This is a genomic window from Paraburkholderia sediminicola (assembly GCF_046026675.1).
GTDB lineage: Bacteria > Pseudomonadota > Gammaproteobacteria > Burkholderiales > Burkholderiaceae > Paraburkholderia > Paraburkholderia sediminicola_F.
Window position 1 is genome coordinate 1,928,134 of record NZ_JAQQEY010000002.1, and the last position, 16,769, is coordinate 1,944,902.

Sequence of the window (16,769 nt, forward strand, 5' to 3'; positions counted from 1 at the left end):
CCGCATGATGCTGCAAACCTCGCATCAGGCCATGCTCGAACTCGCCCGCGTCCAGACCATCACCGATTTCCGCGCGGAGCTGGCCCGCGTCCGGGTGCCGTCGCTCGTTGTGCAAGGCGACCGGGACGCCTCTGCGCCGCTCGAGCTGACCGGGCGGCCGACCGCGGCGCTGATCGAAGGCGCGTCACTCAACGTCTACGAAGGCGTCGGCCACGGCCTGTACTTCACTCATGCGGAGAAGTTGAACCAGGATTTGCTGGCGTTCCTGGGCCACCGGCCGGTTTAGGGTCGACCGGCAGTTGATCTTCAACCGGTGCGTCGGCCTTGCCGGCCGCCGCTTTCAGCGAGGCGTCGGCAGGCGCCGTTGAAGGCGGTTCGTCTTTCCCTGCAGCGTCGGGGCCGTCATCCGGTGCGCCGTTCGATTCGACTTTGGCCGGTACGCTCTCCGGGTCCCACGTCAGCAGATGCCGCTGCGGGTTCGCGATTTCGATGCCGCGCGCGCTGAACTGGTCGAGAATGCGCCGGTTAAATTCGCGCTGCACGCCCCAGCGCGCGGTGTCGCGGCATTGGATCTGGCCGGCCAGCGTGACCGCTGAACCATCCACGCCATCCACGCCCCAGAAGCTGAAGTCGGACAGGATGCCGTCCTTGAACTTCTCGTCTTCGCGCAGCGCGGCGCCGATTTCCTTCAGCGTGGCGATCGCCAGATCGACATCCTCGCCGAACACGATATTCACTTTCACCGCCGCATTGCCGAGTCCGCGATTGGTGTTGTTCACCGTCGTGACCGAACTGAACGGCACGGTGTACAGCGAACCGTCGCTGCCGCGCAAGCGTACGGTGCGGATCGACAGATATTCGACCGTACCGGATACGCTCGCGAGCGTGACCCAGTCGCCGACCTGCATGGCGTTTTCCATCAGCAGGAACATGCCGGTGATGAAATCCTGCACCAGCTTTTGCGAGCCGAAGCCGAGCGCCACGCCGAAAATACTCGCGCCGGCCAGCAGCGGCCCGATGTTCACACCGAGTTCGCTCAGGCCGGTGAGCACCACCACCAGCGCGATCACGCAAAAGAGCGCGCTGCGCAGCATCGGCAGCAGGGTACGCAGACGTGCGGCGCGCACGAGGTCGCCGCTGGTGGTCCAGCGGTCCAGCCGCCGTTCGATCGCCACGTTGGCGCCTTCCCACACCACCAGCGCGATCACCGCGGCGACACCGATCGTAACCAGCGCCGAAGCCAGCCGATGGCCGATCGAGCCGGTCCGGAACAGTTCGCCCACGTCGACGCCCCAAACCTGCAGCAGCGCGAGCGCGGTGACGATGCCGATGATCCACGCGACGACCCGCCGCAGCAGCGGATAATAGCGGTAGGCATGCTGTTGCACGAGCGACTTCTCCGCGTCGCCCTGTACATTGAATAGCCGCGCCATGGCGCCGAAAATCACGATCGCGACGACCCGCGCGCCCACCAGGATCGCCAGCGTAATGCCGCCGAGATGCAGCAGGGTGCGATAGCCGTTCTGCACGTCGAGCGCCCAGATGAACCACAGCGCCATCACCACGAACGCCGCGAACCCGGCCCATGCATCGGCGAGCGCGTTGCCGAACATTTGCAGCGATTCGCTCGCTGCAAAGCGCCTGCGGATCAATTCGCCGACCGGCTTCCTGCATTTCAGGATCAGAATCGAGATCATGATGTGGCCGGCGAGCGCGACCACTTTCATCAGCGCGAGGTGCGCCGCGTCGCTCAGGCCGAGCGACTGCGCGATCTCAGCGATTGCCGAACCCGCGCCGACCACGGCGACGATCCGTACGATCCAGCGCTGCACGAAGGCGGCCCACGCATCGCTCATGCGCAACAGGCGCAGGCGGGGCGCGCTCGGCTGCAGGAAGAAGCCGCTGATTATCACGATCAGGCGGCACAGCACGTAGATGTCGATCAACGAATCGAGCGCGCGGTCTTGCGGCGTGCCGTCTTCGGTGAAGATCGACATCAGCGCGCTCGCCGCGCCGATGAACACCGCCAGCGGCAACAGGCGCAGCACCATCGTCAGGAGCGCGCGCGGCAGGCGCTGCAGCAGCGTCAGGTGATGAGCGGCCTTCTGCTCGCCTTTGGCCTCAGTGGCTTTGCCGGTGGTGGGCGTGGGCGTCGTGACGGACGCGCCGGGCTTCGCCGCCCGTGCCGTTGCATCGGGCGATGTGGGTGAAACGGGCAGCGGCGGCGCGGCATCCGGCGCGTCAGCCGGTTGCGGCTGGACGTCGACGGGCAGGTCCGCTTGCGATGCACCGTCTTCATCGCCACGTTCGCGGCGCGCGGCGAGGGCCGCGTACGCGCGGCGCAACAGGCGGCGCGCGAGCCATTCGAGCGCGAGCGCGGGCAGCAGTGCGGCCAGCAGCGACCATGCGACCTGGCCGAGCACGCCGCGTGCTTGCGGGTTGGTCGATTGCCAATGCCACCAGGCACGCACTGAAGTGACGTCGAGCAGCGCTGCGACTGAACTGCGCAATGACTTGCCGAGGTGCACGGCCCAATGCGCGCCCTGACGCGCCAGTTGCGAGGCGAGGCCATTGGACTGGAAGGCAGCTGGGACGAGCGCGGTCGCGCCGCTAGCTGCGGCGGGTGCCGACGCAGCCGCGGCCGCCGAGGCAGGCGGAGCGCTGAGCGCGCCCGCTGCGGCGATCGCCTGTAGCGTGTCGCTGACTTGCGCGCGGCGGGTGGGGTCATTGAGGACGCTGAGAGCCTGGCGGGCCTGCTCGGGCGTCAGGGTGGGCGCGGCGCCAGATGCCGCGGACGCGGTGGCGGGTTGCGCTGCGACGGCAAAGGCCGGCGAGACGCTCAGGAGGAGAAAAATGACAAGCCAGGCGTGGAGTTTTTTGCGCATAGGGTGTAAGGCGGGGTACCAGGTGCGGACGGCGGTGCCGGGACGCGTGGGTCGATTCGGCGGCGTGACCTTGGACCGACACGCGTTTAGTCGTACAAGTTCCATCCGCGGCGGCTATTGGTGTTCACGCGGAGGTTCGGCCAGTTGGTCCGAATTGTAACGTCAGGTAGCAGAAAGCTTGCCTGACGGAGGCGCCGTCCACGGCGTAGCGCGTAAGATCGCGCGGCTTGAGATTTGCTGAGGCGGCAGGCGCCGTGTGGCAGGCGGCCATGCGCGAAAGCGCAAGGGCTCGGCACCACAGGGGCGCTCAGGCCCGGCAATGCCTATTCCGTTGCTTCCACCGAATCCGTCGCCGCCACGCCGAGCGTGCCTTCAACCACCTCGGTGAAGGTGCGCTCCTCGCGCAGAATGAAGCGCTTCGTCTGCGCGAACAGGAAATTTTCCCGTGCTTCCGCGTCGGAGCGCAGCCGCGCCCGATACGTTTCGTACGCGGCGAGGCTGTCGAACGCGATCAATCCCCAGGCGACGTCGTTGGTCCCTTCGTGGGGCAGAAAGTAGCCGATCAGATGGCCGCCGCAGCGCGGAATAATGCGGCCCCAGTTCCGAGCGTAGTCGTTGAAGGCTTCGCGTTGGAACGGATCGATCTGATAGCGGATGAAGCAGGTAATCGTCATGTGCGAGCTCCCGATCGGGTGGGGGTGGTTTGAAGCAGTGAGTACCAGTATGGAGACTGCTCGACTGCGACGTTTCACTGCTTTCTGAACTGTGGTTGAGCGGGGATGACTGGATTCATCGACGGTATGAAAGCCGCATACCTGGCAAGCGACAAGTGCCTCATTAATTAGCCTGGCGCAGCTGTTTTCCCGCTAGCCTTGCGGATCGTCAACATCGCGAGCGCCGCGCCGGCCAGTGCACACATCGCCGATACCAGAGCCACTGCCCGCAAGGCCGCCCCAAGTGCCTCGGCTTGCGCGCGCGCCACTTCGGCTCGTGTCGTGTCGTCCGTTGCGCCTGGCGCCGCCGAGCTCGTACTCATCGTGTCCTGCGTCAACCGTGCCGACTCACGCGCCGCTTGCGGCACGTTCGACGCATCGAGCCGCGCGTCGAGCGCCGCGTCGTGCGACCACACGAACACGATCCCGAGCACAGCGATCGCCAGCAGACTTGCCACCCTGGCGACGGCGTTATTGATGCCCGAGGCGACACCTGTGCGGGCAGCGGATACCGATGTCATCACCGTCGTCGTCAACGGCGCGACGGTAATCGTCATGCCGAGTCCGAGCACGACGAGCGCCGGAAAGAAGCCGCGCCAGTATTCGCCGCGGACCCAGGGCAGCGCGAGCATCGCAAAGCCGATCGCCGCGATCACCGGGCCGATGCCCAGCAAGGCCCGTGCACCGTAACGGCTCGTCAGGCCGCCGGTGAAACGCGACAACAGGCCGATCGTGACCGGCACGGGCAGCAGAGCGGCGCCTGCCTCGGTCGCGCTATAGCCATACGCGCGGATCAGCGTGAACGGCAGGAAGAACAGCGCCCCGCCCAGCCCGAAATAGAGCAGTAGCGTGACAAGATTTGCGCCGACGAAGTCACGCGAACGGAACACATCGAGCGGCATCATCGGATTGCGGGTCTTCGCTTCGAGCACGACGAAGCCGGACAGCACGAAGAGGCCGCCGAGGATCGACGCCAGCACCCTGCGGTCGCCGAAGCCGCGCGCCGAGGCGATGGTCAGGCCGTAGGTCAACGCGGCGAGCCCTGCGGCCGCCGTGACGGCGCCCGGCAAGTCGAGCCTCGGCAGCGCTTGCCCTTTGTGCGCGGGGTCCAGGTCTGATGAGTCGTCTTCCTGCCGGCTGTCCGGCACGGCGATGACAGCCAGCGCGATGGTTGCGCACGCAACCGGTACGTTCAGAAAGAAAATCGCCCGCCACGAAAACGCATCGACGAGCCAGCCGCCCGCCACCGGCCCGACCGCCGAGGTGATCGCGCCGACGCCGGCCCAAGTGCCGATCGCCTTGCCGCGCTCCTTGTCGTCGAACACCGAGCCGATGATGGAGAGACTGCTCGGCACCAGCAGCGCCGCGCCGATGCCTTGCACGGCGCGCGCCGCGATCAGGGCGCCGACGCCAGGCGCCAGGCCGCAGCCAATCGAGGCCAGCGTGAACAGGCCGATTCCCGCGATGAATACGGTGCGCCTGCCCAGCTTGTCGCCCAGCGAGCCGCCCACCAGCACCAGGGCGCCGAGAAACAGCAGATACGCATTGACGACCCACTGGATTGCCGCGACGCTCGCGCCCAGTTCGGTCTGGACCGATGGCAGCGCGACGTTGACCACGGAGCCGTCGATGAACGCCATGCTTGAACCGAGGATGGTCGCGGTGAGCGCGAGCTTTTTGCGTCGGCACGGGTGATCGAAGCTGAGGGGCTGCGCGTGGATGGCCAGCGCGTCGCACGGGCTCGCCTGGGCGGGGAGCGTGGAGGCAGGGCGGCGCACGGGCGCCGGGGCGTGCTGGTTGGCCAAGTCCACTCCAGGGTGGATGAACGGCTTTCAGCATAGCAACGCCAGGGGAGAACCGATAGGCGGTTACGACGCCTCGCCGACCGAGCGGCGCCAACCGGCGCGGTCGCGGCACTATTGGCGGTGGTTTGCCCGTTCAGGCGGCCTTAGGTCAAACCAGCGAGGTCAAACCAGCGAAGGCGCCTGCCGCTCCGCCTCGTCGTCGGCATCCGCACCGCCGTTGGCGTTCGACGCGCGTCCGGCCGCCGGATCCTGATGCAGCCGGCTCGCATGCATCAGGCGATACAGCGTGGCGCGCGAAATGCCGAGCTCGGTTGCTGCCTCGGACAGCTTATAGCCGTGCCGCTGCAAAGCATGCTCGATGGCGTCCTTTTCGGCCTTGCTGCGGATCTCCGCCAGCGTCACGGCCGGTCCATTGTCGGTTTCGGGCAGGCCGAGGTCGCTTGCCGTGATAAAACGGCCCTCGCTCATCACCACGGCCCGGCGCACGCAATTGATCAGCTCGCGCACATTGCCCGGCCACGGATAGTTCGACATGGCGACAATCGCGTCGCTCGACAGCCCGCGCAATTTACGCGCGCCGTCCTGCCGGTACATGCTGAGCGCATAGTTGGCGAGCAGCTTGATGTCGCCGCCGCGCTCGCGCAACGGCGGCTCGACAAGCCGCAGCACGCACAGGCGGTGATACAGGTCGGAGCGGAAGCGGCCGTCTTCGACGGCTTTGTCCAGATCGACGTGGGTCGCCGAAATCACCCGTGCGTCGACGTTGATCGGGCCATTGCCGCCCAGCCGTTCGATGGTGCCTTCCTGCAGGAAGCGCAGCAGCACCGCCTGGCATTCGTGCGGCATGTCGCCGATTTCATCCAGAAACAGGGTGCCTTCGTTGGCGCTTTCGATCCGGCCGATCTTGCGCTGCAACGCGCCGGTAAAGGCGCCGCGCTCGTGGCCGAACAATTCGGCTTGCAGCAGGCTCGGCGGAATGGCCGCGCAATTGATCGCGACGAACGCCCGGCCGGCGCGCGGCGAACGCTCATGAATCGCACGGGCGGTCAGTTCCTTGCCGGTGCCCGATTCGCCGGCAACGAACACTGGCGCGTCGGTCACGCCGCATTTGTCGATGCGCCGGTATAGCTGCTGCATCGCCTCGCATTGCCCAACCATGCCGTGCCGGCCGAGCGAAGGCTCGGGGGCGGCTGGCACGTGCCGCAGGCTCGACAGCCCGTGCGCGTGGCCGAGCGCGAATACCAGCCGCTCGTTCAGCCACGGCCGGGTGACGAAATCGAAGCAATAATCGAGGATGAAGCGGCTGACCAGTTCGTCGTCCGACTGGCCTGGCGCGATCTGCGCGACCCAATTGGTTTCGACGCGGCGCATGCAGGAGGCGAGAGCGGACAAATGCTGGGACGTGCAGTCACCGGGCAATTCGACGAGGCCGACCTTGATGTTGTCGCGCTCGATCATGCGTTCGGCGATTGCGGTGCTTTTGGCGTGCACAGCTTGCCAGCCGGATGCGGCCAGGAAGCTGGCCAGATCCCGGTCGGGCGAGTTCGACACGTATAGAACGGTGCGTTCGGTGTCGACAGGCGTGCAAGTCGTGTTCATGTGACCCCCGGATTGTTGCTGCTCTCAGAACTGCTCTTCGACGAACTGGACAGACCGGCTATGACAAATTCACGGTAGCGGCAATGGCGGGGACGTAGAGCGGCGGCATGAACCGCGAGGTGCTACACGTCGGACAGATAGCAGGACAGCATTTAACGGTGAGACCGCCTGACTATTTCATCCCCGAATCACAAAAGCCGTTTTCTACCTCAGTGGTCTGGCAGACGCGCTCTACGTGGCGCATTGCTTAACGATAAGCGAAAGTGCTTTCGAGCGCCATACAAACAAATCTGGATTCAGAAACGTTTTTCCCGCTTCGGCCTGCGTGTTTGCGGTTCAAAAATGATCGGTCAACCGCCGCTATGTGCGAAATCCCACATAGCGATTGCAAATCGCATGGCGGTCATCGTGCAACGGATGCGGCGCCGTCGAATCACCGTGTCTCAGGCTTGCAACATTTTGGGCAACTGCTGCGAGAGCTGTTTCGTGGCCCGAAGCTTCGGCACATTTGACCGGGCCACGCCGCAAAGCGTGGCCCGACCGAGGCCGGCCAGGCGCCCATCCAGGTTCGCGAACAGGTAGATCCTCCTGCAACGCGCTGGCGGATGAACCCATTGCGTGTCAAATCCGAATCAACGTGTGCCGTGAGGTATGGTCCGGCGCGGTGCGCTATAGCGAAATTCACCGTGCATCAAGGGGTTGAGAGGACATGGCACAGCCATTGCAATAGGAGCGTTACAAGCGAATGCATTGCCGCCCGCTCCGGTAGCACGGGGAAAGCAGCCGGAGCCCGGCGGTGAACATCGTCTTCGTAAGCGCGGCCGGGGAAGCCAATGTGTCTTACGAGGGTGTGGCGGGGCCACTGAAAAACGGACGTCAAAAAAGTGGGCTGAATGGTCGATGCGGTGCATCGGTCATTCTTCACCGGACGACGTGAAACGCTGACCTCGCCATTTTTTCCGTCCGACTGGACGGACCTGGCGTTGATGGCCGGAATTAAATTGATCGCAATAGCGACAGGTACCGTGCTCGTGCAAGTTGCGGGCACGCGATGCACAGCACAGAACAGGGGCGGGGCAGCGCACGGTCAGGACCAGCCGGCGCGACGATGCGGGGAGGGATGGCCTTAGTCTCCATAGAGGGGCACGCTTCACGAGGTGGACTGGGCGCCGTGCCGGCGCGATTGCGCGGGCACGGCTTACCTGGACGCGGGCTTGAAATGGCTCACCATTCGGGGGTTGTCATGAAAACGATCAGCAAGTTGGCCGCACTGCGGCTGGACCACCACAGCACGGCGCATGGCGCCGTTCTCTCCTATCAGCGTCTTGTCGCAGGCCCGCGCGGCTTGTTCGCTGCGCCGCCGGCCGATCTGTTCACGCTGGTGATCGCCGAGGCGATGAAACGCAAGGCTCAGCCTGAAATTCAGCGCGATGCGCTGCGCGACGCGATCCATGAGATGCCGCCGTCGCCTGAGCGAGGCCACGAGCGCAGTGCGGACGTCGACCCAGCCGGACCCGACGATTACATCTGAATGCTGACGGCGATTGGCGTGGCGTTGCCGGCCGGATGGCTCCAGGCCGGTCGTCGTCGCGCCCCACAAAGGCATGCTCGGCCGCCGGTTCGCCAGGCAGTCGAATGTGCCGCCGCAACTCAAGTACAACCGCTGAACCCACCCGATCACTGAAACTTGCACGCCAGAATCGAATCCTGGCGCGCGTGGCATGATATGGACATTCGTCCGGTGTGACTGCTACGCTGCGACACTGACGGACCGGAAGCCTTCATGAAGCAGGCTTGAATAATAATTCGCATATCGAAACGAGTGTGACATGACAAAGACCACACCTTCGCGGGAATTCGATGGTGAGGGCCGTCTCCAGGATGCCACGATCGTGGACCCGGCGGGCGCAGCGCCCCGCGCCGACGGTGGAGACGGCGTTATGCCGGCTGGCGGCATCCGCGAGGCGTTGACCGAAATTCTCGCGCGCATTGCCGCGGCGCTCATGTTGAGCATCTTTACTTATGCGGCGGTCAAGCAATGGCTCGCGGCGCCCACACGCATCACCTTGCTGCTGCTCGTGGTAAGCGCGTTCATGACTCTGGGGTTGTCGCTATTTGCGCGGGTGCCCATCCATCGTGACTGGACGCCTTTCGCTTTCATCTGCTCGGTGGGTGGGACGTTCTATTTTCTTGCTGTGCGGCTTTCGCCCGGCACCCAACTTATTCCGGAGGCGGCCGGCGCGTCGTTGCAACTGCTGGGGATTGTCTGGCAACTGTTCGCGAAGGTCTCGCTGCGCAGGTCGTTCGGCATTTTGCCCGCCAATCGCGGGGTTGTTTCCCGCGGGGCTTACCGGTTCGTGCGTCATCCCATGTATCTGGGGTATTTCGTGACGGACGTCGGGTTTTTGCTGGCGAACTTCGGGATTCAGAATGTGATTGTCTACGGATGCCAGTTTGCGTTGCAGGTTGGACGCATTGTGCGGGAGGAGCGGCTCCTGTCCGACGACGAGCGGTATCGGACGTACAGGGGTAAGGTGCGGTTCCGGGTAATTCCGGGCGTGTTTTGACGGTGTATCGTGTAGTTTCTCTTGCGGTGCAAACCGCAACGAGCCGCAATGAGCGGCGCTAAACGGCAAACCCCCAACCCCCAACCCGCCTGACTACCTCTGATAGATCCGCACGAGCGCCACATCATCCATGCAAAGCGATACAAACCCGTTCCACGACATGGCATCGATTCTTTCCAATCCGATCCTCAACACGGATTCGTACAAGGCGTCGCACTACCTGCAATATCCGCCGGAAGCGTCGGCGATGTTTTCATACATCGAGTCGCGTGGGGGACGCTACGACCGTACGCTGTTTTTTGGCCTGCAGATGCTGATCAAGGAGTATCTGTGCCGGCCCATTACACCGGCCATGATCGACCAGGCGAAGGTGTTTTTCACGGCGCATGGCGAGCCGTTCAACGAAGGCGGCTGGCGCTACATCGTCGAGCACCATGAGGGCTATCTGCCCGTGCGGATTCGCGCGGTGCCGGAAGGTTCGGTCGTGCCCACGCATAACGTGCTGGTCACGGTCGAATGCGACGATCCCGAGGTGTTCTGGCTAGCCTCGTATCTGGAAACGATGTTGCTGCGCGTGTGGTATCCGATTACCGTCGCGACGCAAAGCTGGCATCTGCGCAACACGATCCGCGCTTATCTGGAGAAGAGTAGCGACGACCTCACGCAATTGCCGTTCAAGCTGCACGATTTCGGCGCGCGCGGCGTGTCGAGTGCGGAGTCGGCTGCGATTGGCGGCTCGGCACATCTGGTTAGTTTCATGGGCTCGGATACGGTGCTTGGCGTAGTTGCGGCAAACCACTACTACAACGAATCGATGGCGGCGTTTTCCGTGCCGGCCGCGGAGCACAGCACGATCACGTCATGGGGGCGCGAGCGTGAAACCGACGCGTTCCGCAACATGATCGCGAAGTTCGGCAAGCCTGGGGCGATCGTTTCGGTGGTGTCCGATTCCTACGACCTGTTCGCCGCGCTCGAAGTATGGGGCACGACGTTGAAGCAGGCCGTGCTCGACTCCGGTGGCACGCTGGTGATCCGGCCTGATTCCGGCGATCCGCTGACGATTGTCCTGCAGACCATGCGGGCGCTCGAGGCGTCGTTCGGTTCGACGGTGAACGGCAAGGGGCGGCGTGTGCTCAACAACGTGCGCGTGATTCAGGGCGACGGCGTGAATCCGGATTCGATCGAGGCCATCCTTGCGGCCATGGATGAGGCCGGCTTTGCGGCGGACAACATCGTCTTTGGCATGGGCGGCGCGTTGTTGCAGCAGATCAACCGCGATACGCAGCGGTTCGCCATGAAGTGTTCGGCCATCCGGCTCGGTGACGAGTGGCACGACGTACGCAAGGACCCGGTCACGGATGCCGGCAAGCGCTCGATGAAAGGGCGGCTTACGTTGCTGGTGAATCGTCACACAGGCGAATATCGGACAGTGACGCTGCCGGTGGCGTGGGATGAGCGCACTGTTGAAGGCGATTGGGACGAGGCGCTCGCGACGGTTTTCGATTCTGGAAAATTGCTCGTCGATGCGACGTTTTCCGAAATCAGAAAGAGGGCTCACGCGGCCGAGGGTTAGTCGGCTGTTTGGCCCGATATGTCAGCGCACATACCAGACCGACACGCCACCGGCATCAACGTCAATCCGGCAAGGGCTCCCTTCCCGCAACCGGGCATCTTCGTTCGCGATGTCGAAACGCAGCCCCGCGATATTCAGGCGGACATACCGCTCGCCGCGCCGTAACTCGACGGCGTCGACCATGCCGGCGTATGCGCCACCGGGTGAAATAACCACGGCGTGTGACGAGATGCGCCACATCACCCGTTGCCCCGCAGGAATGGCAAAACCGCTATCGCCGGTCGCGATCGTCAACCCATTGCCAATCTCGACTCGCCCCGGCGCCGTCATCAAACCTTCGCCGACGTTGTGCAAGCCGAGCAACTCGGCAACCCGCATCGAAGCCGGCCGTTCGAACGCCTCATCGATGGAACCCGCCTGCAGCACGCGCCCCTGTTCGACAACCAGCACCTCGTCGGCAAGCAGAGCCGCTTCGTCGGGATCGTGTGTGACGATGATCGTCACCGCCGCAATTTCGCGCTGCAACGCGCGCAGCGACTGCTGCAAACGCCGTCGCCGCGGCGTATCGAGCGCGGCGAACGGCTCATCGAACAGCAGCAATTCGCTGTGACGCGTGAGCGCTCGCGCCAGCGCCACGCGTTGCCGCTGACCGAACGACAATTGATGCGGCAAGCGCGCAACCAGTTGCGCGAGGCCGAGATGATCGAGCCAGTAACGAGCGCTGGCTGCGTCGGCGTCGACGGGAAACGCGAGTTGCTGCGCCACCGTCATGTGCGGGAACAGACCGTAGTCTTGCGGCATGTAGCCGATCTGGCGGCGCTCGGGCGGCAGTGTGCCCAAGTCAGTTGTGCCGAGCCGAACGGAACAGGCTGCGTTGGATTCGAGCCCTGCAATCAGACGCAATGCGAGGGATTTGCCGGAGCCCGACGGGCCGATGATCGCAAGCCGCCGCGTGACAGGCGCCCATGCTATGTCGAGTTCGAATGCGCCCAATCGGCGCTGCAGATGAAAGGCGAGGCGAAGGTCGGAAATCTCGCCCCGGCTCGCCGTCAGATCCGTGCCGGGTTCCAGCGCGTCATCGCCGTTTTCGGTTTGTTCGAGCGAGGCTTTCTGCCGAAGGCTGTAAATCGATAACGCCGCGCAGACAATTGCAATCGCGAGCGTCGGCAGCAATAACGGCATCATCGCCGGCAGGCCCTGGCCACCGAATACGACGTACGTGTACACCGGCAGCGAATACGGGTGATAGGCCACCATTACCGTTGCGCCGAATTCGCCGAATGCTCGCAACCACGCCAGCGCAAGTCCCGCGCGAATCGCCGGCCACGCAACCGGCAACATCACGCGGAAGAAGCGGCTGCCTGCACGATGGCCGAGCGTCGCGGCCACGTCGTCGAGCACGGGGTCCACAGCGCCGAACGCCGATTTCGCGGCGATGATCAGGAAGGGCGCGGCCACGAAGATTTCCGCGAGCACGATGCCGGCAAACGAATCCGTCAGCGCCCCGTTGGTGAAGCGGCCGACCCAGCTATAGGGCCCAAGCAGAAACAGCAGCAGCACGCCGCTCGTGAGTGGTGGCAAGGCGAGCGGTAACTGCACGACGAAGCCGAGCAGCGCCATCTTGCGCGAGTTCGAGCGCGCCAGAAGATAGCCGAGCGGCACGCCGCCGAGCAGAATCACGAATGACGCCACGCTGGCGCTCGCCGCCGAGATGCCGACCGCCGACCACACTGCGCGCCAATCGACATTCGGCCAATCGGCTGCGCCGAGTTGCGGCACGCTCGCGATAAACGGCGCGCACAAATAGACGGCCAGCAGCGCGGCCAGCCACAGCAGCGGTCGCGCGGCGGACCGCTTCACCGCCTGATTCACCGCCTGTTCCATCGCCTTACTGCGCGGCGTCGATCACGGCTTGCACCGAAGGCGGCATGGCTTGCACATTGCCGGTAATGGTCGGTTTGATGACGTCCACGCCGTGTTGCTTGAGCAACGCGCGGCCTTGCGCACTCAGCAGGAAGTCGACAAAGCTGCTTGCGCCCTCACGGTTCGGTGCATCGCTGAGAATCGTGAGCGTGTAGCTCGCTTTGGCCTGCAATTCGGGCGCAGGACGAAGCGCCGGAATCTTCAGGTCGGACGTTTCGGTCGAGTAAAAGAAGCCGGCATCGAGCTGGCCGGACTGCAAACGGCCCACCAGCGTTTCTTCAGGCAAAACCTGCGCGGGATTTTCCGCGTCGCCCAGCGTCTTCTCGACGAGGTCCGGCTGATGGTAGAGCTCCGCGGCCTTCGTCATCATCTCGACGGTGAATGCGCCCTTCGGATCGAGCTTCGGATCGGTGCGGCCGATACGGATGCCCGGCTCCTGCAACACCTGATCCCAGCGCTTGTTCTTGAAGTCCGCCGCGAATTTGCTTTGCGGGTTATAGCCGATCATCAACGGCGATTCGGCGAAGTTCACGTACCACGTGACGTGATCGCCATTCGCTTGACCCATCAGGCTGGTATTCACCTTCGGGCTCGCGCTGATGAACACGTCGCCGCGGCGCAGCTTGCCCTTGATCTCGTTGGCGATCTTGTTCGAGCCCGCCGCGTAGCCGCGGAAGTGCTGGCCGGTGGCCTTTTCGAAGGCCGGCCCCACGCTGCGCTCCATCAGATTGACGAGCGAACCGGCGTACAGCACGTTGACCGTGTCGTCCTGCGCGAAGGCGGGCGTGGCTGTTACCACGCCGGCGACGACCACAAAAGATGCAAGCAGCTTGCGAATCATGCGATTAACCCCGATGCGTTATTAAGAGCGCTATATTACGACGCCATCGCATTGCGTTGTGGGTCGCTGCGCGCTCTGTGTGGTCAATTAATTGAGCGGGAAAATCCGCACGTAGCTAGTGCCGCCTGTGCTGCCGGTTCGGTCGATGGCGTACAGCAGGTGCCGGGGCGTGTCGACGGCCACGCCGCGCGCGTCCTGAAAGTCGTTTGCAAGCACGCTGATGGTGCCGTCCGGGGCGATCCGGCACAGACCCGTGGTGTTGCACTTGGTGTAGAGACTGCCGCTCGTGTCGACGGCCATGAGGTCGGGGCTGTTGATGTGCGCGAGCGTCGCGCTCGGCGCCACCGCCTGCGCTCCACCGAGCAGCGTGCTCAGACTCGCTTTGACGATGTTGTTGTTCGCCTGATCGGAGACGTACACGGTGTCGCCCGACACCGCAACGCCGACCGGTTTGCCGAGGCCCGTCAGCAGATCGCGCTCGACAGCGGTGTGGGCGGTCGGATCGTAAGTGATGAGGCTCAGGCCACCCTGTGGCGGCGCGCTGCCGTTTTTGATGAACCACGTCGACAGTAAGCGATTCGCGCCGATCGAGATGAGTCCGAGGCGGCGTCGCGCCGGATTGGGGCCGCTCAGTGGCACGATCGTGTCCACACCTGTGATGCTGAACACCGCGCTCGCGGTTCCGAAGCCGAAGCGTTCGATCATCAGCGCGCCGGCGTCGGCGAAGCTCAACTGGCTCAGGCTGTTGGCTTGACCCGCCACGACCGGCACAGTGGCGTAATGCGAGAAGGTGTGACCGTCGGGCGAGGAGAGCACGCCGTTGGTTTGATCGTCGGTAATGAAGACGGCGCCGTCAGCCGCGCGCACCGCGATGCCATTCGGCGAAGCGCTGACGGCGACCCGTTGCGGGACGGCCGTGACGCTATCGCCGCCGCAACCCGCCAGCAAGGCGATCAGGCCACAACTGACGAGGGCGAGCTGGGTGCTGCGTCGCAGAGCGGGTGAAAGGCGCATGTGATCTCCTGAGCGGCCGGGTTGAAGGCCGGCCGCGAAGCCGGCCGGTCGACACGAGCTGTGAATTTTTATAGATGTGGACCGGCCGGCGGAGCGGCCGATATGCCTGGCGATATATTGCGTATCGATGCGGTCTTGCACCGACGCGGCCATCGCAGCGTAATATACACACGGAAATAACGGGTGAACAAGCTGGTCAGGCTTTAATGCTGGAGATAATCGCGTATGGATAGTGTGAATGTGATTGCCGCGCCTGCCGTCGAAAGCGCGCTCGTCCTGAGCGGACGGTTCCAGCGGACGCTGTCTTTCGACCTCGATCGACTCAAGGGTTACGAAAGCGTGCTGGCCAGGCCATTCGATCTGCGTTGCTACACGACGAACCGTTTCATCCGCAGCGTTGAGCCATACCGCGGTGTGCGTCTGACGACCTTGATCTCGGAAGCGGGTTTGCCGAACGAGGTACCGGGCGAGTTCAAGCGCACGGTGTTCGTGGCGGTGGGGCACGATGGCTACGTCGTGACATTCTCGTGGCATGAGCTGTTCAACACGCCGATCGGTGAGAACGTGCTGGTTGCTTACGAATGCGATGGCCGCGCGCTCGATGCTGAAGACGGTGCGCCGATTCTGTTTTCCGGTTCGGACATTCTGCCCGCGCCACGCCACGTCAAACGGCTCGCGCGTATCGAGGCGCATGTTTTGAAGCCCTTGGCGTAGGTGATTCGAATGACGGGCGTAATATGGTTCGATGTTCTTCATCGTGCCGCCGCCATGTCTGACGAACCGCTTTCGCCTGTTGCGCAACCGGCCGTGCCCAGCCCCGAACCGCTATTTGCGTCGCTCGATGCGCGGGTTGCCGAGCGCACGGCGCAGTGGCTGGCCGCGGCCACGGACGCCGCGTCACCCGATACTCGATTGTTCGTCAGGCTGATTGCCGCGCGTGATGTCCGGGACGAACTCACGCTGCTTGGGTTGCCTCAACCGGCGTGGCGCGCGCTACTGGAGCGGCACTTTGTTCACGCCCCTGCGTCCCTGCCTGCATTGCCACCCGTCGATACCAGCGAACACGCGGCATTCGTCGAAACGCTGCACGCATTGCTGCTCACGTACGCCAGCGCCGCCGTCGACACGAACGACGCTCGCTGCCTCGCCTCAATCGTCGCTCACGCGTGCTTGCGGCCGGATCACCTGTGGCGTGACCTCGGTCTTGCGGGCCGCGAAGAAGTTACGTGGATGCTGACGCGCTATTTCCCAACGCTCGTGGTGTTGAATGTCGATAACCTGCGCTGGAAGAAATTCCTCGCGCAGCAACGGGCGCTTTCCTTGGGGCTTCAGCCCGGCCCGGCGCCCGGTTGCCCGGGCTGTGAAGACTATGGGCATTGCTTTCCCGGCCACCACTGACGGCCATGCAGCCAGGGTGGCAGCGCGAGGCGGTTCGTGTATGCTTTCGCGCATGGCTGATACCGCGAAAACCAAACCAAGCCCCGCGACAAAATCCGCGAAACCACGCCCCGAAGTGCGCTTCAGAATGCGCATCCGCAGCGGCGACGCTGTCGCGCTCGGACCGGGCAAAGTCGAACTGCTGGAGGCCGTGCGCGAATACGGCTCGATCTCGGCTGCGGCGCGCAGCCTCGGCATGTCGTACCGGCGCGCATGGCTGCTGATCGACGAGCTGAACCGCTCGCTCAAAACGCCGGCCACGCACTCGGAGCAGGGCGGTCAAAGCGGCGGCGGTTGTACGCTCACGCCGGTCGGCGAACGCATCATTCATCTGTACCGCGATGTCGAAGACGAGGCCCAACGAAGCTGCGCGAAACAGATCGCCGAGTTGACCCGGCTGATTCGTTCCTGA

At 64.0% G+C, this 16,769-nt stretch carries 14 protein-coding genes; 7 read left to right on the plus strand and 7 right to left on the minus strand.

The features are described 5' to 3' along the window. Positions 1-4: 4 nt before the first annotated feature. Complete coding sequence (locus PQQ86_RS28340) at positions 5-286, plus strand: alpha/beta fold hydrolase (protein ID WP_408274509.1); 282 nt, start codon at positions 5-7, stop codon at positions 284-286. Here the strand turns inward: PQQ86_RS28340 and PQQ86_RS28345 are convergent. The 4 genes from PQQ86_RS28345 to PQQ86_RS28360 form a co-directional block, all read right to left on the minus strand. Next, positions 225-2,885, minus strand: a complete 2,661-nt coding sequence (locus PQQ86_RS28345) for a mechanosensitive ion channel family protein (RefSeq protein ID WP_408274512.1) — start codon at positions 2,883-2,885, stop codon at positions 225-227. The two genes, PQQ86_RS28340 and PQQ86_RS28345, sit on opposite strands and share 62 nt — an antisense overlap. Positions 2,886-3,208: 323 nt before the next feature. After that, complete coding sequence (locus PQQ86_RS28350; RefSeq protein ID WP_200561835.1) at positions 3,209-3,559, minus strand: NIPSNAP family protein; 351 nt, start codon at positions 3,557-3,559, stop codon at positions 3,209-3,211. A 167-nt stretch (positions 3,560-3,726) separates the two neighbouring features. After that, positions 3,727-5,403, minus strand: a complete 1,677-nt coding sequence (locus PQQ86_RS28355) for an MFS transporter (protein WP_408274516.1) — start codon at positions 5,401-5,403, stop codon at positions 3,727-3,729. Between the two features lie 162 nt (positions 5,404-5,565). Then, on the minus strand, positions 5,566-7,002 hold the full coding sequence (locus PQQ86_RS28360; RefSeq protein ID WP_408274519.1) for a sigma 54-interacting transcriptional regulator: 1,437 nt from the start codon (positions 7,000-7,002) through the stop codon (positions 5,566-5,568). 1,243 nt (positions 7,003-8,245) lie between these two features. Here PQQ86_RS28360 and PQQ86_RS28365 point away from each other — a divergent pair. The 3 genes from PQQ86_RS28365 to PQQ86_RS28375 all read left to right on the plus strand — a co-directional run bounded on the left by PQQ86_RS28365 (position 8,246) and on the right by PQQ86_RS28375 (position 11,142). Further along, positions 8,246-8,533, plus strand: a complete 288-nt coding sequence (locus tag PQQ86_RS28365; protein WP_408274521.1) for a hypothetical protein — start codon at positions 8,246-8,248, stop codon at positions 8,531-8,533. A gap of 409 nt (positions 8,534-8,942) precedes the next feature. Continuing rightward, complete coding sequence (locus PQQ86_RS28370; RefSeq protein ID WP_408279380.1) at positions 8,943-9,569, plus strand: methyltransferase family protein; 627 nt, start codon at positions 8,943-8,945, stop codon at positions 9,567-9,569. Positions 9,570-9,699: 130 nt separating this feature from the next. Beyond that, entirely contained in the window at positions 9,700-11,142 is a 1,443-nt protein-coding gene (locus tag PQQ86_RS28375) for a nicotinate phosphoribosyltransferase (protein WP_408274524.1), read from the plus strand. 21 nt (positions 11,143-11,163) lie between these two features. On the opposite strand, the gene PQQ86_RS28380 is transcribed toward PQQ86_RS28375, so the two are convergent. The 3 genes from PQQ86_RS28380 to PQQ86_RS28390 all read right to left on the minus strand — a co-directional run bounded on the left by PQQ86_RS28380 (position 11,164) and on the right by PQQ86_RS28390 (position 14,920). Further along, entirely contained in the window at positions 11,164-13,002 is a 1,839-nt protein-coding gene (locus PQQ86_RS28380; protein WP_408279381.1) for an ABC transporter ATP-binding protein/permease, read from the minus strand. Positions 13,003-13,030: 28 nt separating this feature from the next. After that, on the minus strand, positions 13,031-13,906 hold the full coding sequence (locus tag PQQ86_RS28385) for an extracellular solute-binding protein (RefSeq protein ID WP_408274527.1): 876 nt from the start codon (positions 13,904-13,906) through the stop codon (positions 13,031-13,033). A gap of 87 nt (positions 13,907-13,993) precedes the next feature. Next, positions 13,994-14,920 carry a hypothetical protein gene (locus PQQ86_RS28390; protein WP_408274529.1) on the minus strand — a complete coding sequence of 309 codons (927 nt, stop codon included), beginning with the start codon at positions 14,918-14,920 and terminating at the stop codon, positions 13,994-13,996. A gap of 225 nt (positions 14,921-15,145) precedes the next feature. Between PQQ86_RS28390 and PQQ86_RS28395 the strand changes: the two genes are divergently transcribed. The 3 genes from PQQ86_RS28395 (at position 15,146) to PQQ86_RS28405 (ending at position 16,769) form a co-directional block, all read left to right on the plus strand. Then, on the plus strand, positions 15,146-15,634 hold the full coding sequence (locus PQQ86_RS28395) for a molybdopterin-dependent oxidoreductase (RefSeq protein ID WP_408274531.1): 489 nt from the start codon (positions 15,146-15,148) through the stop codon (positions 15,632-15,634). Between the two features lie 93 nt (positions 15,635-15,727). Further along, a complete protein-coding gene (locus tag PQQ86_RS28400) occupies positions 15,728-16,318 on the plus strand; it encodes a nitrogen fixation protein NifQ (protein WP_408279382.1) in 591 nt (196 codons plus the stop codon). A 127-nt stretch (positions 16,319-16,445) separates the two neighbouring features. Next, complete coding sequence (locus tag PQQ86_RS28405; RefSeq protein WP_093636141.1) at positions 16,446-16,769, plus strand: winged helix-turn-helix domain-containing protein; 324 nt, start codon at positions 16,446-16,448, stop codon at positions 16,767-16,769.